We start from the raw sequence: 18,437 nt of genomic DNA on the forward strand, positions 1-18,437 counted from the left end.
TAACGGAGGATATGTAATGGCTATTGATGAACAACTAATTAAAGATGATCTATATGAAGCCGTGAATGGTGAGTGGATTAAAGAAGCTAAAATTCCCGACGATAAACCAGCAACTGGTGGATTTAATGATTTAGTCGATGATATTGATAAACAAATGATGCACGATGCCGATGAAATGAGTGCAGGCAAACAAAAACCAGCTAACTCAATGATGCAAGAATTTATTAACTATTATGAATTGGCCCAAGACTTTGATCGCCGTGAAAAAGAACAAGCACAACCGTTACAACCAATCATTGAAGAAATTGAACAGCTCCAATCATTTACTGATTATCAACAACACATGGCAGATTGGACATTGCAAGGACGGCCATCACCGGTCGCTTTTGATATTGATGCAGACATGAAAAATGCAACAGTCAACGCGCTATTTGCTGGTGCGCCTAAACTGATTTTGCCTGATAAGACATATTATGAAAAAGACAATCAAAGTGGACCAGCGCTTTTAAAAGTTTACAGCGATATGATGACTAAGATTTTAACGAAAGTTGGCTATGATCAAGCTGAAGCGCAAGCAAAAGTCGAAGGCGCCATCAAGTTTGATCAACTATTGGTACCACATGTTAAAAGCGCAGAAGAGTCTGCTGATTACAGTAAAATGTATAATCCACAGAACTTCAACGACTTTGTTGACCATAGTTCAGTGCTGAAGTTAGATGAAACCATCCAAGCATTAATCGGCCACACACCAACCAAAATTATTGTCATGGAACCAAAATTTTACGATGCTTTAGATGACATTCTCACAACTGATCATTTCGCAGCATTCAAAGATTGGCTCCTCGTTCAAACAGTTCGTGGCATGACAAGCTTGTTGACTGATGAATTACGCGAAATTGGCGGTGAATACAGCCGGGCAATGTCGGGAAGTAAAAAGCCAATGAAACATAAAAAGTTTGCTTACTACCTAGCCATGGGTAATTTTGGCCAAGTCGTCGGTGACTACTACGGGCGCAAATATTTTGGAGAACAGGCCAAAGCAGATGTCCACCAAATGGTCGAAAAAATGATTAAAGTGTATCAAAATAGGCTGGCCAATAATGATTGGTTAGGTCAAGCAACACGGGATAAAGCCATTTTGAAATTAAGTAAATTAGGTATTCAAGTGGGTTATCCAGATAAAATTGATCCACTCTATCAAAAGTTTCACGTGGATCAAAACAAGACACTCTTAGAAAATGAAATTAATTTTACCACCATTGCTTCAAAAGACATGTTTAGTAAATGGAACCAACCCGTTGATCGTAATCGGTGGGAAATGAGCGCTGCAACCGTCAACGCATACTATCATCCATTTAAAAATATCATTGTGTTCCCAGCAGCTATTTTGCAAGCACCATTTTATAGTCTCAAACAAAGCAGCAGTCAAAATTATGGTGGCATTGGTGCCGTCATTGCTCATGAAATTTCACACGCATTTGATAACAACGGTGCTTTATTTGACGAATATGGTAACTTAAATAACTGGTGGTCAGATGAAGATTCAGCACACTTTAAACAATTAGCGCAAAAAATGATTAATGAATTTGATGGGATTGAGTTTGCTGGTCAAACTGTTAATGGTAAATTGACGGTGTCAGAAAATATTGCTGATGCGGGCGGTTTAAGCTGTGCCCTTGAAGCGGCCAAATCTGAGGATGACGTTAATGTGCATGATTTCTTTATTAACTGGGCCACGATTTGGCGCATGAAGGCCACGACACAATACATGCAATTGTTATTGTCGATCGACGTACATGCTCCAGCTAAATTAAGAGCAAATGTGCAAGCACAAAACTTTGCCGACTTTTTTGAAACCTTCAATATCCATAAAGGCGACAAAATGTACTTGGCCCCAAACAAGCGTGTTAATATTTGGTAATAAAAAAAGGAGCGATTTTGAATTTTTTTCAAAATCAGCTCTCTTTTTTTGTCCCAATATGAATTGTTGCTGAACCAAATAGTAGTTTTCGGTAACTAACATCCTTAAAACCGGCTTTGTGAAACATGCTGGCTAATTGGCGTGGCGTGACAAAGGTATTGGTTGACTGTGTCAAATAGGTATATTCAGATTCTTCATCAACTAATACTTTGCCAAGCAACGGAACTAAGTGACCAAAGTATAACTCCCAACCTTGACGAATCACTGGAGTAGTCGGCTGCGAGGTTTCCAGACAGGTTAGTTGACCGCCTGGTTTCAAAACGCGATAAATTTCATTTAATGTTTGCATCCGGTCGCTGACATTACGTAACCCAAAACCGATGGTGACAGCATCGAATCGATTATCTGCAAACGGCAAATGCATGGCATCGCCTTGTATCAGTCTCACGGATGATTTGAAATCATGCTGTGCTATTTTTTCATGGGCAATTTGTAGCATGTTTTCGCTGAAATCTAGGCCAGTGACACTACCGCGCTGGCCAAGTGATTGCCCGAGTTTAATCGTCCAATCACCAGTTCCACAGCATAAGTCTAAAACATGATAATTGGGCCTTAAATTCATAAAACTTGTGGCCTTGGTTCGCCAAGATTGATGCGTACCTAGGCTAATAATATTATTCATTTGATCATAATTGCCAGCAATAGTTTGGAAAAGATGATGAACTTGCGTCGCTTTTGACATGAAGAAAACCCCCAATAAATTTAAATATGAGATGTTTCTCACATTGATTGACTTAACTACAAGAATACTCGACAATTGAGGTTGTTGAAAGAGATTTATAAAAATAGGCGGGATATTTTGCAAATTAAATTAAAATGGTTATGTGTGTTAGCTTTTTTCAATAGTGTTGGTTACAGTTGTGTTTGGCCATTAACCACGATTTACATGCATAACGAATTACATGAATCGCTAATCTTTGTAGGAATTGTACTATTGTTTTATTCATTAGCCAATGTTTTAGGAAGTTACTTAGCCGGAATTTTATTTGATCGGCAAAACACGTTTCATCTTAAATTATTCGGTCAAATCATCACACTTCTAACAGTCTTGCTGTTAACTTTTCAAAATGGGTGGCCGGCATATCCAATCTTGTTATGTTTTTTTGGGTTCGGAACAGGTTGGATTTTGACTGTGATCAATTCTTTAGGAACTAAGGTCCGCAAATATTCGAGTAATAAGGTGTTTAATTTATTGTATTTGGTTGAAAATGTTGGCTTGGTATTAGGAACCGCCATTACTGGATTTATCTATAAGTTTGGCATTGGAATTTTATTTGGTATCATTACTGTTTTGTACATGATTAGTTTAGTGATTACCTGGCTGCATTTTCGTGGCATCAATGTGAACAAGGCAACAAACAAGGCCACTGAACCAACTAACAATGGTACCAAAATGCCGGGTGTGAATTTAACAATCATTTTTTCTTTTTTACTAGGATTAATCATCATCTGGGTTATGTACGAACAGTGGATGAGTAACTTATCCATTTACATGCAAAAATTTGGTATTTCCACCGAAAGTTACAGTTTATTGTGGACACTCAATGGGTTTTTAATTGTTCTATTTCAATTGGGAGTTGGCTATTTAGGTCGTTTCTTTAATACACTGAATTTACAAATTTACTGTGGCACATTTTTCTTGTCGGTTTCCTTTATTTTTTTACTTTTTGCAAACCAATATTATTGGTTTGTCATTGCGATGATTGTCTTAACAATGGGGGAGGCATTAATTGTTCCAGCCATCCCAGCCTACGTTAATCAATTGACTGTTCCGAGTCAAAAAGGTAAATATCAAGGATATGTTAACTCATTTTCTTCGCTTGGTAGAGCATTCGGCCCACTGTTTGGTGGTTTTATCATTGAAGTTGTGAGCTATAGAACACTATTTTTGATTTGTATTTTTGCAAACGGGATTTTATTTATTTGGTATCTATTTATTATTACCAAAACCAAAAATCAAGTGCAGCTATTTCAAGATAATTAGTAGCTATTGTAATAATAAGTATTAAGTGAATGAGATCACATAAATAAAAATATTAATAACCTCGATTAAAATTTGTTAAGTTGTGAATATGGGTAACTAATTTTAGTGCTATATCAGTGGTTGCAGGTTAATCGGGCTGTATTGGCAAAATAATTATGAACGTTGAATTAGAATTCAACCATATTGCTTGTACAAACATTGTGAATTGTTTATTATCCTGGGTGTAAGCGATTACACAAAATTCAGGAGGTATCACGATGAGTACAATGAAAATTGCCACAACGCAAGATGCGAGTTTATTTTTTGAAACCCACCGTCCGACCGTAGATATTGAGGAAACTGATTTTACAGATGTTGCTGCCGCAATCGTGTTAGATGAGGACATTGAATTAATTAACCAAGTCGCTGAGACTAGCTTTGGCATTCCAATTTTTGTGATTACTAGCGATAGTAATTCGATTGACGGTGCCACCATGAAAATGATTTATCACATTTTAGATGCTAGTAATCAATTTGATCACGAATTATATAATCGTGAAATTGAAGCAGCCGCTGATCAATATGAAAAAAAGGTCTTGCCCCCTTTTTTTGATGCCTTAAAAGATTATGTTGGCCGTGGTAACTTACAATTTGACTGCCCAGGTCATCAGGGTGGTCAATATTATCGAAAACATCCAGCCGGACGTGCATTTTATGACTTTATTGGCGAAAACACTTTTCGTGCTGATATTTGCAATGCCGATGTGGCCCTTGGTGATTTGTTAATTCATGAAGGTCCCGCGATGCAAGCGGAAAAAAACGCTGCTCGGATCTATAATGCAGACAAAACATACTTTGTCATGAATGGGTCGACAACTTCAAATAATATTGCGATCACTGCAGCTATTGCTCCGGGCGATTTAGTCTTGTTTGACCGTAATAATCATAAGTCAGCCTATAATAGTGCACTTGTGATGGACGGTGGTCGTCCGGTTTACATGGAAACTTCACGCGACTCTTACGGATTTATTGGTGGCGTTTATGATAAAGCGTTTGACGAGGATTATTTAAGAAAGCAAGCAGCAGAGCTTGATCCTGAACGCGCACAGCAGGAACGTCCGTTTCGGTTGGCAATCATCCAATTGGGAACATATGACGGGACAATTGCCAATGCTAAACAAATTATTGATAAGATTGGTCATCTATGCGACTATATTTTATTTGATTCAGCTTGGGTAGGATATGAACAGTTTATTCCGATGATGAATGATTGCTCACCACTTAAAATTGAACTGGGACCGAAAGACCCTGGTGTTCTGGTTGTTCAATCTGTGCACAAACAACAAGCTGGCTTTTCGCAGGCGTCGCAAATTCATAAAAAAGATAAACACATTAAAGGCCAAAAACGTTATATTGATCATAAACGGTTCAACAACGCTTATTTAAAATTTGCGTCCACATCTCCATTTTATCCAATGTTTGCTTCGCTAGATGTTAACGCAAAAATGCAAGAGGGCCCAGCCGGCGAAAAACTATGGCATGACTGCATTGTGACTACAGTAAACGCGCGAAAGAGTATTATGAAAAATTGTGAACTGATTAAGCCGTTTGTGCCACCAGTTGTCAATGGCAAGAAATGGGCAGACGCGGACACTGAAGAAATTGCGACCAACATTGATTATTGGCGCTTTGAAAAAGATGCCAAATGGCACGGCTTTGCTGGTTATAGTGATAATCAGTACTTTGTTGATCCAAATAAATTTATGCTAACGACTCCGGGAATTAATCCAGAGACAGATGAATATGAACCATTTGGTATTCCAGCTACCATCCTAGCCAATTATCTGCGTGAGCATGGAATTATTCCGGAGAAAAATGATTTAAATTCTATCTTGTTCTTGATGACTCCTGCAGAAACACCTGCAAAAATGAATAATTTAGTGACACAACTGGTTAAATTTGAACATTTAGTTGAACAGGATGCACCACTTCAAGAAGTTTTGCCGAGCCTTTATGAAGCAAATAAGGAACGTTATGATGGATATACTATTCGTCAACTGTGCCAAGAACTGCATGACTTTTACAAAGAAGTGGATACTAAAGATTATCAAAAGAAACTTTTTAGAAGTGAATATTTACCAGAACAAGCACTGTCACCGTTCGATGCAAATGTTGAAATGTTAAAAAATAATGTTGAGTTAGTCAAACTAGCCGAGATTGTCGGACGCACTGCCGTTGAAGGGGCACTTCCATATCCACCAGGAATTTTCTGTGTTGTTCCGGGCGAAAAATGGAACGAAAACGCACAAACTTACTTCACAATTTTAGAAGATGGTATTAACAAGTTTCCTGGATTCGCTCCTGAAATACAAGGCGTCTACTTCAAAGAAGAAAATGATCATATCAATGCTTATGGGTACGTCACTAATGAAACATAAAATATGACTCATAAAGGAGTAGGACTATGGCTGAAGAAAAAAAGAAAATGAGTGTTGTTCAGCTAACCATCATTACTGCCATTAATATGATGGGATCCGGTATTATTATGTTACCGACTAACCTGGCACAGGTTGGGACGATGTCTATTTTGTCCTGGTTGGTAACGGCGGTTGGCGCAATGACACTTGCCTACGCGTTTTCAAGGGCTGGCATGTATACTACCAATGGTGGCGGAATGGGTGGTTATGCTGAATACTCATTCGGTAAAGCCGGAGCCTTCTTAGCTAATTATACCTACGGTGTATCGTTAGTGATTGCTAACGCCGCAATTGCCATATCGGCAGTTGGGTATGCCTCTGTTTTGTTAAATACGAAATTAGATCCACTTGAAACCGCACTATGGACAATCTTTACCCTCTGGTTAGCGACTGTTTTGAATTTTGGTGGTGCGAGCATCACCGGAAAGATCAGTTCGATTACCGTATGGGGTGTTATTATCCCAGTGATTGCCATTTCGGTGATCGGTTGGTTCTGGTTCAGTGACACGCGCTACGTGAACGCTTGGAATCCTTATCATTTCGGCTTCTTAAAAGGAATTGGTAAATCAATTTCGATTACCTTATGGGCGTTTTTAGGGCTTGAATCAGCGTCAGCCAACATGGATTCAGTTGAGAACCCAAAGAAAAATGTTCCGATTGCGGTTCTTGGTGGAACCATTGGGGCTGCTATCATGTACATTTTGTCGACTAATGTAATGGCCGGCATTGTTCCTAATCAAGACTTGTTACATTCAAACGCACCATTCGGACTAGCGTTTAGTATGATGTTTACACCAGTAATTGGGAGCATTGTTATGGCACTAATGGTTATGTCGTGTTTTGGTTCCTTACTGGGCTGGCAGTTCACAATTGCTGAAGTTTTTCGATCGTCAGCACAGGAAGGTTATTTTCCTAAAGTCTTCAATAAGACGATTGGCAATGGTACGCCATTAGTGGGAATGCTAATTATTACAGTGTTACAATCACTACTTTCGCTAATGACAATCAGCCCATCGTTATCGGAACAATTTACCATCTTGGTTAATTTAGCAGTGGTAACAAATGTCATTCCATACTTACTATCAATGGCATCATTACAAACGATGATGATTCAAGAAAACATTCCTACTAAGGGGCAAAAAACAACGATTGTTGTGGCACTAGTTGCTGGAGTTTACAGTCTTTATGCAGTTTATACAGCTGGCTCCAGTGCGCTCGTTGGTGGATCCATCGTAACTTTCGCAGGTTGGATTTTATACGGTTTCATTTCGAAACGATTTGATGTGAAAAAGAAGTTATAAAGTAAACGAATATAAAAAGCGTGAATCGTTTTGATTCACGCTTTTACTTATGATTCAACTTGTCGAGCTTTAAGAGAATTGTGATTTAAAACAAGATTTAAAACAACAGCACTGACACTACCAACAACCACACCATTACTGAGCATTAACTGCCATGCTTCAGGTAAGTGTTGGAAAATTTGAGGATAGACGGTGACGCCTAAGCCAAGTCCGATTGAAATAGAAGCAACTAATAAATTACTATTTTTAGAAAAATCAACTTTGTGCAAAATTTGCATACCCTGCACACCGACCATTCCAAACATCACAATCATGGCACCGCCAAGAACAGAACTTGGAATAACAGTAGCAAGTGCACCAACTTTAGGAAGTAAACCGAGAATCATTAAGAAAACAGCAGCAAAGTAAATTGGCTTGCGTGTTTTAACCCCGGATAATTTCAGCACTCCCACGTTTTGTGAAAACGTTGAGTAGGGAAAGGTATTGAAGAGGCCACCAAGGACAGCAGCAATTCCTTCTGCGCGGTAACCACGTTTCAAGTCGTCACTTGAAATCTTTTGGCCAGTCACTTCGCTTAGTGCAAAGAAAACGCCTGTCGATTCAATCATTGTCGTTAGGGTAACTAAACACATCGTTATAATAGAAGAAAATTTAAAAGCAGGAACACCAAAGTAAAAAAGTTGTGGCAGGTGGAACCAGTTGGCTTGACCCACTGACTTTAAAGAAACTAAGCCAAAAGCACCAGCAATAAATGAACCAGCCAAGATACCGATTAAAATGGCAATGGAGCGGATGAAACCTTTAGCAAAAGCATTAATCGCAATAATAATGACAATCGTGATTAATCCGACTTCTAATGAAGAAATTGATCCAAATGACTTGGCGGCCACATCACCGCCACCCAGATTTTGAAAACCAACGGGTACGAGTGTAAACCCAATCACGGTAATTAATGAGCCTGTAACAACGGGTGGAAAAAGGTGCTTAATTTTGGAAAAGAGACCAGCAATTAGGAAAACAAAAATACCAGCCGCAATAATCGCACCGTACATGTAGGTAATTCCCTGGGTACCACCGATAGAAGATAAAGGTGCAACAGCTTGTACTGCGCATCCTAGAACTACCGGTAACCCAATTCCTGTTAACGCTGTGCGTTTCAGTTGAAGCAAAGTTGCAATGCCACACATAAAGATGTCCATCGAAACAAGATAGGTCATTTGTGCGGCGTTAAAGTGAAGCGCCCCCCCAATTAACAAAGGCACTAACACATCACCAGAGTACATGGCTAAGAGATGTTGAAAACCTAAAATCATGGCTTTCCATGTTGACACCTCACCGGTTGAAGACTGTGGACGAACAGCTGTTGAAACAGAACTCATCGCTTTCAAAAGATCCTCCTAGGTGCAATCTGCCAAATGCTACCAAGTAGATTGAGCTAAAAAAGACTCTTTTTGCACACAGGCAAAAAGAGTCCACTAATAAGCGCTCAATTTGCTTATAGTCCAGAATTTACGGTTCTGGGTAGAAACTCGTCGACCATATTACGACATTATATAGGCAATTGCTATTTGATTTTGTAACAAAATACTAACATCAACAATTCAAGATAACAACCCCCAGACAGCAAGTTTTTTCATGAATTCGTTTTCAAATTGATATGTTATGATTAGCTTGATAGGAGATGGAAATAATGGCCCAATTACATGTCATTAAAGGTGATATTACTAAAATGGACGTCGATGCGATCGTCAATGCAGCTAACACCACATTACTTGGTGGCGGTGGTGTGGACGGTGCAATCCATCAAGCAGCGGGTCCCGAGTTGTTAGCAGCATGCCGCAAATTACATGGTTGTCCGACTGGAGAAGCCAAAATTACACCGGGATTTAAACTGCCGGCGAAATTTGTCATTCATACACCTGGTCCCGTTTGGACTGGTGGAAGTCATGATGAAGCCCAGTTATTACACAATTCATATGCTAACAGTTTGCAACTCGCACATGATAACGACTGCCAAACTGTGGCATTTCCATCGATTAGTACTGGTATCTACCGCTTTCCATTAGATCAAGCAGCTCAAATTGCGGTCACGACAATTCACAATTTTTTAAAAACTGACAATGTCGTGCAAACCGTCACGATGGTCTGTTTTGATGACCGGACATTTGCGGCTTATGAAACAGCAACTAAAAACGACTAGCTAATTAGCTAGTCGTTTTGTGTGTATAGGCAGTGATTCGACCTAACAAAGGTCCAATTTGCATACCGAAATTACGTGGTATCGCTGAATTTTCAGTATCTTTTAAAGCACTGTATGTGTAATCAGTCGCTAATCGAATGGCAGTGCTGAAATCAGATTGTGTTTCCATAAATCCTGTTAGTAAAGCGGCGAAAACATCACCACTACCAAAGAAATGACCCTTTAACTTTTCACGACCATAATAAGTAACTTGTCCGTTTTCAAGCCAAGCGCAACCAATTAAATTATCTACCCACACGTCAGTAATGACAGCTCGACCACCTGGCCGCATGCGGGTCTCTAATTGAGTTAATAACTTTAATTTTTGTTGTTTTCTCGGATAGGTATCAACAGCGGTTTCAGTTAAAAATTGTGCTTCAGTAATGTTAGGAACTGTCACATCGGCCTTAGAAAGTAAGTGACGCATTTTTTCAGGATAATCAGTAGGTAAACCAGGATAAAGCTCGTTATCATCACCCATAGCAGGATCGAAAATAATCAAATTGGTGCGGTTCGTCAAAGCGCTATCTATTAACTCACAAATTTGATCACTACCAAGGTAACCAATTAGTGCACTGTCAAACTGAATATTTTGTTCTTTAAAGTGGTTAACTGCTTCAGGCAACCAGTTATTTAAATGGGCTTTAACAGGTTGACCGAAAGTTTCTGTTTGTGTTGACAATAAGGCTGTGGGCAAGGTAATTAGTTGCTGATTAAATGCCGTCAAAATTGGTAATGCCACGCTCATTGAAAGATTACCAACAGCCGATAGGTCTTCAGCAATTAAGGTTGTTTTTGGGGTGGATTCCATTGTTAGAACTCACTTTCACAAGATTAAGCAATTTTCAGTGCTTTACGTAATTTAACAGCGATTGGCAAGCCAATAGCGGCACCAACAACTGCTTGAATTAAATTGGTTGGGATACCAATTAGTCCGGGAGTTAACGAGTAGAGGAGTGTATCGCTAAGAAAGTAACCGGCGACCATCACAAGACTACCAACCAATAAAGCAATAACTTGAGTTTTACGATCTTTTTGGTAACCTAGTAAACCAACAATAAATCCTTCTGCACCATGAACGATTAGTGAAAAGAACATATATTGTGAGTAGCCGGAAATTAAATCGAGTAAAAAGCCACTTAGGCCACCGACAATTAAGCCATCACGTTTACCATACATAATTGCAGCGATAAAAATACCAGCATCACAAAGGTTGATGTTACCGTGTGTCATAGGAACAGGAATGATAAAGAAGCGGGCAATAACCACGGTAACTGCCACTAACATGGCTGGAATAATAATTCGTTTAACTGATTGATTTGATTGCATAATAGCATCTCCCTAATTCAAATAAACTGCAATGCAACAACTGTTTTCAGTGTACAACAGAGCTTGTGAAAATAATAGTTAATTTAGTGATCTTTTATTGTTTTTTTGGTTAAAATGGCCAATGTTCCAAGGTATAGGCCATTTGCCAAAAAGCTAATTCGTAAGTACTACTTTTCAAAAAAGCGCGTTTCATTAAATCAAGTTCAGCTTGTGGCGCATTTTGACTGTACTTTTTCAATAGATTAATCATATTCGTGGTACCATCGGTGAACCCATCGCTTGCATAACTGTCTAAAAATTGTTGGTAAATTTTCACAGGTGAATGTTGTCCAGCTAATTTTTTGCCAATTTCATTATACAACCAATAGCATGGTAGCAAGGCTGCAATTGCTCGACCAACCGAACCAGACATTAGTTCATAATGCATGTGGGTCACATAATTATATGCAGTAGGTGCGATTGGAGTATTTTGAATTTCATCGTCAGTGATGTGCAGTTGGTTAAACATCGATTCGCGAATATCAATTTCGCCATCCTCAAGACCCAATGCACCTTCTTTTAAAACTTTGATTGCCTTGGGATCATCAATATGATGAGCAATTTCTAAATGAAATTTACCAAATTGTTCAAGATAGTAACGATCTTGTTTCAAATAGAAACGGTAAATTTCCTTTGGTAGTGTTCCGGCAACAAGTTCTTGAATAAAAGGATGGTCAAAACTTTTTTGCCAAATTGGTTTGGCATCTTCGTGTAATTGATCTACAAACATATGATTACTCCTCGACAAAATTTTGATAATAAAACACCTCACTAGTCTAGGCAAGTGAGGTGCTTTGATGTCTTCCTTCGACAGTATTAGCTGTATCAGGTTCAATGGGTATTTCTCAGCTCGAATATGAGCACCCCAGACTTGCGAGATGTTTAATTATCTTTACGATATGAAAAAAATAGGTTTTTGTCAATTGATCGCTAGAATTTTAACTTGATAACTGCCATTTGGTGCAGTGACAGTCACAATGGTACCTGATTTTTGATGCACAATAACGCTGCCTAAAGGAGAGTCAAACGAAATTTTTTGCTTTTGAATATTGGCTTCTTGCTTACCTACAACCGTGTAGGTTACTTGATCGTGGTCATCAAGAAATTCCAGTGTGACCACGGAACCAATTTCGACTGTATTACCTGTTGTTGGTGCGACCACCTGGGCATATTGTAATTGCTTATTTAAAAAACGAAGTCGACCTTCCAATCGGCGCAAATCACGTTTAGCAGAACTATACTCTGCATTTTCAGACAGATCACCAAGTGCTCTGGCAGCTTGTAATGCTTGAATTTTAGCCGGCCGATCTTGTTTTAATTGTTCGATTTCTGTTTCAATTTCGTCATAGCCGGTTTGGGTCATTTTGTTGAAGTAGGGTTCCATATAAAATTCCTCCACTTTGATTATAGAGCAGATTGTCTGTTTTATAATAGAAATGAAATAAATGTTTTATTTGGATAGTGATGTTGTAAAATATTACCAAGCTTAAACAAAATTAATTTGGAGGAAGAGCATGCAAGATTATCGGATTGAATCAGATACATTGGGTGACGTTAAAATTCCAGCAGATGCACAATGGGGTGCGCAGACTGAACGAAGCCGGCATAATTTTACCACCGGTGAAAAGATGCCATTAGCCATTATTCGTGTGTTGCTACAGTTGAAAAAAGCTGCAGCCAAAGCTAATCAGGATGCTCACGGAATTGCAGAGGATAAAGCAACACTCATCATTGCAGCAATTGACCAACTGCTCAAGTTAGATGACGACCAACTCAGAAAAGATTTTCCACTCGTAGTTTATCAAACTGGCTCCGGTACGCAGACTAACATGAATGTGAATGAAGTTGTCGCTCATGTTGCAGCTCGAATAAATCCAAATCTTGAAATTTTGCCTAACGATGACGTAAATCATGGTCAGAGTTCAAATGATATTTTTCCAACCGCGATGAATATCACTGCTGCGTTAACAGTTCAAAAAATGACAGCCGCTGTGCAACATTTAATTGATCAGTTGGAAGAAAAAAGAAAAGCCTACTGGCACACAGTTAAAATTGGCCGTACGCATTTGCAAGATGCGACACCAATTACGTTTGGCCAAGAAATTAGCGGTTGGCAAAGTGCGCTTGAACATGATTTAATATTTCTTGAGTCATTGGCTCCTTCATTAAATGAATTAGCAATTGGTGGCACAGCTGTCGGGACCGGGTTAAATGCCGCACCTGGTTTTGCCGAAGAGATTGCGCAACAAATGAGTCAAATTTATGGAATTCAATTTACTGCTGAATCGAATAAATATTATGGCTTAGCCCATCATTCTGCATTGAGTGCCGTGCATGGGGCCATGAAAACGTTGGCTAATGACCTAATGAAAATCGCGAATGACGTGCGTTTCTTGGGTAGCGGACCAAGATCGGGGTATGGCGAATTACAATTACCTGCAAATGAACCGGGCTCTTCAATTATGCCTGGCAAGGTTAACCCGACCCAAGCGGAAGCCATTACGATGGCCGCTGCACGGGTGATGGGTAACGATGTCACCATCTCGATTGCGGCCAGCCAAGGTAATTTTGAAATGAACGTTTATAAACCTGTTTTAATCAGTACATTTTTAGAATCTGCTGAATTGTTGAACGGCACGATGCAAGGCTTTAGTGACTTGATGATTGCTGGGTTAACGGTGAATGAAGAACGGATGCAACAATTAGTAGATCAATCACTCATGACTGTGACCGCATTATCACCACATATCGGCTATCATGATAGCGCAAAAATTGCCCAATTTGCTCAAAAAGAACATTTAACACTGAGAAAAGCGGCAATTCAATCTGGTAAAGTCACCGAGCAGCAATTTGACGAGTGGGTCGATCCGCTCAAAATGACCAATGTTGACCGTCATGACGATTAGAAAATGGAGACGATGAAAATGGCTGAACCATTCAGATTTGAACCAACTGCGATGAGTGAACTACAAACGCAATATGATGTTGTTATTATCGGTAGTGGTGGCGCTGGCATTACCAGTGCCATTCAGGCTAGTGAATTAGGATTGAAGCCAGTCATTTTTGAAAAAATGCCCAAAATCGGTGGCAATACGACTCGAGCGTCTTCGGGGATGAACGCGGCAGAAACATCCGTGCAATTACGCCACCATATTGTTGACAGTTTTACAGCATTTTATGACGAAACACTGCAAGGTGGTGGGCAGTTAAATGATCCTGCGTTGCTGCATTATTTTACGGAACACAGTGCATTGGCGATTGATTGGCTAGCTGAACATGACATCAATCTGGATGACGTCACAATTACAGGTGGTATGACCACAAAACGGACACATCGGCCAGCTAGTTTAGCAGCGATTGGTGGTTATTTAATTAATGGCTTGCTCAAACAGACCGCACAGCTAAACGTACCAATTTTTACTGATACTGAAGTGACGAAATTGCAGCTAACTGATCATCAGATTGCTGGTGTTGAAATCGATGTTAATAAAAAACAGCAAGTCATCAAGGCGCCGACGGTCATTATTGCAAGCGGCGGTTTTGGTGCTAATCAAACGTTGATCGGTCGATATCGGCCTGAGCTGTCAGATTATAAAACCACCAATCAACCTGGTGCGATGGGTGATGGTATTAAATTGGCTACACAAATTGGAGCGCAGACTGTTGATATGCAACAGATTCAAATTCACCCGACCGTGCAACAAGATCAACCGCATACCTATTTAATTGGCGAAGCGGTACGTGGTGAAGGGGCTATTCTAGTTAATACCGATGGTAAGCGATTCATCAACGAATTGGATACCCGCAAGGTCGTTTCGGATGCCATAAATCAACTGGGCGGTACAGGTGCGTACTTGATTTTTGATCAATCAATTCGTGAACGAGTTAAAGCAATTGAGTTCTATGATTCAATTGGGTTAGTGACCACTAGTAAGAATTTAACTGAATTAGCTACTCAAATTAAAGTTAACGAGGAAACGCTAAAACAAACTGTTAAAACTTGGAATTCAGCCGTTGTCTCACAAAATGATCTTGAATTTGGTCGGACCACGGGGATGACGACTGAAATCAATCAAGGCCCATTTTTTTCAATTCATGTTTCACCTGCCATTCATTACACAATGGGTGGGTTGAAAATTAACCCACAAACACAGGTACTCAATGAAAAAGATCAACCCATTGACGGATTATATGCAGCCGGCGAAGTGGTCGGTGGCTTGCATGGCAATAACCGCATTGGTGGCAATTCAATTGCTGAAATTGTGGTCTTCGGTCGTCAAGCAGGACAACAAGTATTTAAATATTTAGAGTCATAAAAAAATACCAAGCACTCACCAATCGTGAGCAACTTGGTATTTTTTTAGTAAACAGGATGCCACTGAGTATCTGTGACAGCTTTTTTAATGTCTGTAATTTTTTCTTTATTCAACCCTTGCTCAATTGCAGCTTTAGCAGTCGCAATGGCTGTAGTTGTCGAAAATTCGTTAATCTTTGTAACAGGCGGTAACACAGCTGCCCCAGGTTCACTAGGATCAACAAACCCGCTCAAAGAATGGGATGCTGCACTAATCATTTCATCAGTTAACAATTTAGCGGTAGCTGCAATCGTACCTAATGCAAGTCCAGGATACACTAACGCATTGTTAGCTTGGCCAATTTGATAAGTGACACCCTTGTACGTAACTGGAACACTTGGTACACCCGTTGCAACCAACGCTTTACCATTTGTCCACTCAATCAGATCGTGAGCATTAGCTTCTAGTAACTTAGTTGGATTTGAAATTGGGAAAATAATCGGACGTTCAGTATGAGCGGCCATTTCTTTAATGATGGCTTCCGTAAAGGCACCAGGAACAGTTGAAGTACCAACTAAAATAGTTGGATGAACTGCTTTAACTACTGCCGCTAAATTGGTTAATTCCTGAGAATTACTAAACTCATTTCGTTTCCGGGCAAATGGCTGCTGTTCAGGTGTTAAACCGGGTGTGTCTTCAAATAAGAGTCCCTGTTTATCAACTAAGTAAAAATGTTTTTTGGCTTCTTCAGGTGATAAACCTTGTAATAACATTTCTTCATAAACACGTTTAACAATACCGCTGCCAGCCGTACCAGCACCAAATGACAAATATTTTTGATCAGCCAATTTTTGCTTAGAGATATTCAACGCACCTAAGATACCAGCAGTGACAATAATTCCAGTGCCTTGGATATCGTCGTTAAAGGTGGTCATCTGATCCTTGAATCGCTTTAAAATATTCGCAGCATTGCTACGCCCAAAATCTTCAAAGTGAAGATACACGTTTGGAAATAGTGTTTGAACATCGCCGACAAATTGATTAACAAATGCATCGTATTGAGTACCACGAATGCGTTCATGTCGATTACCCAGATACAGTGGATCATCAAGTAAACTTTGACGATTAGTACCGGTATCAAGCACAACAGGCAGAACTTGTGCAGGATCAATACCGGCTGCGGCGGTATAAACCATTAATTTACCCACAGAAATATCCACACCTTGGACACCCCAGTCACCAATACCCAAAATTCCTTCAGCATCGCTGACAACAATCAAACGAATGTCGCGACCGTCAGCTGCTTTTTGCAGTGCCGTTTTCATATTTGTGGGATCATCAATTGATAAAAATACGGCACCTTGAGGTTGGACATAATACTGACTGTAATGTTCAATGGTGTCCGCAATCGTCGGATCATATACAATTGGCATAAATTCAGCAATGTGTTTACTAAATAAATTGAAAAAGAGGGTTCGATTTTCGTTAAAAACAGTCATTAAGAAAAATCGTTTTTCAAGTGGCGATTGCTTCATTTGTAGTTGTTGATAAGCTTGCTGTGCCTGTTGGTCAATGGTTTGAATCGTTGGGGGCAATAGGCCGTTTAGACCAAATTGATCACGTTCAGACTTTGTAAAACCGGTGCCTTTATTCATAAATGGATTGTGCAAAATTTCAAGTGTTGTCATAAAAAGTGCCTTCTTTTTTAATTTGATAAGTCTGTTATAATTCGGATAAATATTTATAGTCAAATTAAACATAATCAATAAATAAAATTTATAGGAGATTAAAAATGAGAATTCGTGATCTAGAATATTTCAATCAACTAGTTCGAATGCATAACTTTACACAAGTGGGTCAGTATTTTTCAGTTAGTCAACCAACAATTACATATGCGATTAAAAGGCTTGAACAAGAGTTACAATCACAATTAATTCAAGTTCAAACTAAACCACAACAAGTTTTAATTACGACTGCTGGTCAGCAATTTTATGTACATTCGCAAAATATTGTGACTGAATTGAAACGTGCCCAATTAGAATTAGACAATCAAAAGAAAGAGAAAATTATTTTAGGATTACCACCAATTATTGGTAAAGCATTTTTTCCTAAATACATCAATCAACTTAATCAAGCGGGTGTGATTGAACAGTTGGAAACAGTCACGGTCGGATCTGGCGAGACCTTAAAGCAACTTCTGGAAGGCAAAATTAATTTAGCAATTGTTGCTTCCAGTGAAAATCTGGTTCAGGAAAATTTGAACGTGGTGAAACTCGCACAATCTCAGTTTAAAATAATTGTTAGTCCTGAACTTGATTTACCAAAAGAGACGATTCATTTTGTAGATATGACAAAATATCCATTTGTTGCCTTTGATGAGGGTTATGTTCACAACAAGGTTTTTGGCTTTTTAATTAGTCGAAACCAGAATAATCCAAAAATTGTATATAGAACTACTGATGTAGATGTATTAAAAAAGATGGTCGAACAAAATGTAGGTATTGCATTGTTAACTGAATTAGCAATAACGAAAAATGATCAGCTTCGTGTGTTATCGCTAAGCGATGATCAATTGCCATCTTTTAATGTCTATTTAGCCTACCGACATGATTATCAACTGACCGCAACTGAACAAAAATTCATAGAAATCATGAAACAAACAAGCAATGAATGAGCAAAAAATTGGAAACGCTGATGCAACATAAAAAAGTTGGGAGGGAGACTCTATTTATGATTGTATTGGGAAGTTACAACTAGATTTTTAAGAAAACGGTTGCAAAACCTCAAAAAAAGAATATTATGTACTTGAGTAC

At 39.1% G+C, this 18,437-nt stretch carries 15 protein-coding genes and 2 riboswitches; of the genes, 8 read left to right on the plus strand and 7 right to left on the minus strand.

Annotated elements, in window-relative coordinates; translation table 11 throughout:
* The first annotated feature begins 16 nt into the window (after positions 1-16).
* The gene (locus ACYVQZ_RS04620) at positions 17-1,921 is read left to right on the plus strand and encodes a M13 family metallopeptidase (protein WP_461240229.1); all 1,905 of its coding nucleotides are present in this window, start codon (positions 17-19) and stop codon (positions 1,919-1,921) included.
* 34 nt (positions 1,922-1,955) lie between these two features.
* Here the strand turns inward: ACYVQZ_RS04620 and ACYVQZ_RS04625 are convergent, their stop codons facing one another.
* Entirely contained in the window at positions 1,956-2,663 is a 708-nt protein-coding gene (locus ACYVQZ_RS04625) for a demethylmenaquinone methyltransferase (protein WP_461240230.1), read from the minus strand.
* A 117-nt stretch (positions 2,664-2,780) separates the two neighbouring features.
* On the opposite strand from ACYVQZ_RS04625, the gene ACYVQZ_RS04630 reads away from it, so the two are divergent.
* From ACYVQZ_RS04630 to potE, 3 genes are all read left to right on the plus strand, one after another.
* Complete coding sequence (locus tag ACYVQZ_RS04630) at positions 2,781-3,965, plus strand: MFS transporter (protein ID WP_461240231.1); 1,185 nt, start codon at positions 2,781-2,783, stop codon at positions 3,963-3,965.
* A 257-nt stretch (positions 3,966-4,222) separates the two neighbouring features.
* The gene (gene speC, locus ACYVQZ_RS04635) at positions 4,223-6,382 is read left to right on the plus strand and encodes an ornithine decarboxylase (protein ID WP_461240232.1); all 2,160 of its coding nucleotides are present in this window, start codon (positions 4,223-4,225) and stop codon (positions 6,380-6,382) included.
* Between the two features lie 26 nt (positions 6,383-6,408).
* A complete protein-coding gene (gene potE / locus ACYVQZ_RS04640) occupies positions 6,409-7,722 on the plus strand; it encodes a putrescine-ornithine antiporter (protein ID WP_461240233.1) in 1,314 nt (437 codons plus the stop codon).
* Positions 7,723-7,769: 47 nt separating this feature from the next.
* Here the strand turns inward: potE and ACYVQZ_RS04645 are convergent, their stop codons facing one another.
* On the minus strand, positions 7,770-9,101 hold the full coding sequence (locus ACYVQZ_RS04645; RefSeq protein WP_461240292.1) for a nucleobase:cation symporter-2 family protein: 1,332 nt from the start codon (positions 9,099-9,101) through the stop codon (positions 7,770-7,772).
* A gap of 99 nt (positions 9,102-9,200) precedes the next feature.
* Positions 9,201-9,299: riboswitch (purine riboswitch) on the minus strand.
* A 113-nt stretch (positions 9,300-9,412) separates the two neighbouring features.
* On the opposite strand from ACYVQZ_RS04645, the gene ACYVQZ_RS04650 reads away from it, so the two are divergent.
* The gene (locus ACYVQZ_RS04650; RefSeq protein WP_461240234.1) at positions 9,413-9,922 is read left to right on the plus strand and encodes an O-acetyl-ADP-ribose deacetylase; all 510 of its coding nucleotides are present in this window, start codon (positions 9,413-9,415) and stop codon (positions 9,920-9,922) included.
* 4 nt (positions 9,923-9,926) lie between these two features.
* Here the strand turns inward: ACYVQZ_RS04650 and ACYVQZ_RS04655 are convergent, their stop codons facing one another.
* The 4 genes from ACYVQZ_RS04655 to greA all read right to left on the minus strand — a co-directional run bounded on the left by ACYVQZ_RS04655 (position 9,927) and on the right by greA (position 12,713).
* Positions 9,927-10,772 carry a bifunctional hydroxymethylpyrimidine kinase/phosphomethylpyrimidine kinase gene (locus ACYVQZ_RS04655; protein ID WP_461240235.1) on the minus strand — a complete coding sequence of 282 codons (846 nt, stop codon included), beginning with the start codon at positions 10,770-10,772 and terminating at the stop codon, positions 9,927-9,929.
* Positions 10,773-10,795: 23 nt separating this feature from the next.
* Positions 10,796-11,290, minus strand: coding sequence for an ECF transporter S component (locus ACYVQZ_RS04660; RefSeq protein ID WP_461240236.1), 495 nt, complete (start codon positions 11,288-11,290; stop codon positions 10,796-10,798).
* Positions 11,291-11,399: 109 nt separating this feature from the next.
* Entirely contained in the window at positions 11,400-12,059 is a 660-nt protein-coding gene (gene tenA / locus ACYVQZ_RS04665) for a thiaminase II (RefSeq protein WP_461240237.1), read from the minus strand.
* A 55-nt stretch (positions 12,060-12,114) separates the two neighbouring features.
* Positions 12,115-12,207: riboswitch (TPP riboswitch) on the minus strand.
* Positions 12,208-12,248: 41 nt separating this feature from the next.
* A complete protein-coding gene (gene greA, locus ACYVQZ_RS04670; protein WP_461240238.1) occupies positions 12,249-12,713 on the minus strand; it encodes a transcription elongation factor GreA in 465 nt (154 codons plus the stop codon).
* 130 nt (positions 12,714-12,843) lie between these two features.
* Between greA and ACYVQZ_RS04675 the strand changes: the two genes are divergently transcribed.
* Together ACYVQZ_RS04675 and ACYVQZ_RS04680 are read left to right on the plus strand one after the other, a co-directional pair.
* Complete coding sequence (locus ACYVQZ_RS04675) at positions 12,844-14,235, plus strand: class II fumarate hydratase (protein ID WP_461240239.1); 1,392 nt, start codon at positions 12,844-12,846, stop codon at positions 14,233-14,235.
* A gap of 18 nt (positions 14,236-14,253) precedes the next feature.
* The gene (locus ACYVQZ_RS04680) at positions 14,254-15,645 is read left to right on the plus strand and encodes a flavocytochrome c (protein ID WP_461240240.1); all 1,392 of its coding nucleotides are present in this window, start codon (positions 14,254-14,256) and stop codon (positions 15,643-15,645) included.
* A 44-nt stretch (positions 15,646-15,689) separates the two neighbouring features.
* On the opposite strand, the gene ACYVQZ_RS04685 is transcribed toward ACYVQZ_RS04680, so the two are convergent.
* Positions 15,690-17,312 (minus strand): malolactic enzyme, encoded by a 1,623-nt coding sequence (locus ACYVQZ_RS04685; protein WP_461240241.1) that lies wholly within the window; start codon positions 17,310-17,312, stop codon positions 15,690-15,692.
* Positions 17,313-17,416: 104 nt separating this feature from the next.
* On the opposite strand from ACYVQZ_RS04685, the gene ACYVQZ_RS04690 reads away from it, so the two are divergent.
* Positions 17,417-18,298, plus strand: a complete 882-nt coding sequence (locus ACYVQZ_RS04690; protein ID WP_461240242.1) for a LysR family transcriptional regulator — start codon at positions 17,417-17,419, stop codon at positions 18,296-18,298.
* Positions 18,299-18,437: the final 139 nt, after the last annotated feature.

The organism is Paucilactobacillus salsurae (assembly GCF_054784995.1).

Excerpts from the sequence above, each read along its gene's own strand:
- ACYVQZ_RS04620 (WP_461240229.1), top strand. The coding sequence starts at position 17 with ATGGCTATTGATGAACAACTAATTAAAGATGATCTATATGAAGCCGTG.
- ACYVQZ_RS04625 (WP_461240230.1), bottom strand. The coding sequence starts at position 2,663 with ATGTCAAAAGCGACGCAAGTTCATCATCTTTTCCAAACTATTGCTGGC.
- speC (WP_461240232.1), top strand. The coding sequence starts at position 4,223 with ATGAGTACAATGAAAATTGCCACAACGCAAGATGCGAGTTTATTTTTT.
- potE (WP_461240233.1), top strand. The coding sequence starts at position 6,409 with ATGGCTGAAGAAAAAAAGAAAATGAGTGTTGTTCAGCTAACCATCATT.
- ACYVQZ_RS04645 (WP_461240292.1), bottom strand. The coding sequence starts at position 9,101 with ATGAGTTCTGTTTCAACAGCTGTTCGTCCACAGTCTTCAACCGGTGAG.
- ACYVQZ_RS04650 (WP_461240234.1), top strand. The coding sequence starts at position 9,413 with ATGGCCCAATTACATGTCATTAAAGGTGATATTACTAAAATGGACGTC.
- ACYVQZ_RS04655 (WP_461240235.1), bottom strand. The coding sequence starts at position 10,772 with ATGGAATCCACCCCAAAAACAACCTTAATTGCTGAAGACCTATCGGCT.
- ACYVQZ_RS04660 (WP_461240236.1), bottom strand. The coding sequence starts at position 11,290 with ATGCAATCAAATCAATCAGTTAAACGAATTATTATTCCAGCCATGTTA.
- tenA (WP_461240237.1), bottom strand. The coding sequence starts at position 12,059 with ATGTTTGTAGATCAATTACACGAAGATGCCAAACCAATTTGGCAAAAA.
- greA (WP_461240238.1), bottom strand. The coding sequence starts at position 12,713 with ATGGAACCCTACTTCAACAAAATGACCCAAACCGGCTATGACGAAATT.
- ACYVQZ_RS04675 (WP_461240239.1), top strand. The coding sequence starts at position 12,844 with ATGCAAGATTATCGGATTGAATCAGATACATTGGGTGACGTTAAAATT.
- ACYVQZ_RS04680 (WP_461240240.1), top strand. The coding sequence starts at position 14,254 with ATGGCTGAACCATTCAGATTTGAACCAACTGCGATGAGTGAACTACAA.
- ACYVQZ_RS04685 (WP_461240241.1), bottom strand. The coding sequence starts at position 17,312 with ATGACAACACTTGAAATTTTGCACAATCCATTTATGAATAAAGGCACC.
- ACYVQZ_RS04690 (WP_461240242.1), top strand. The coding sequence starts at position 17,417 with ATGAGAATTCGTGATCTAGAATATTTCAATCAACTAGTTCGAATGCAT.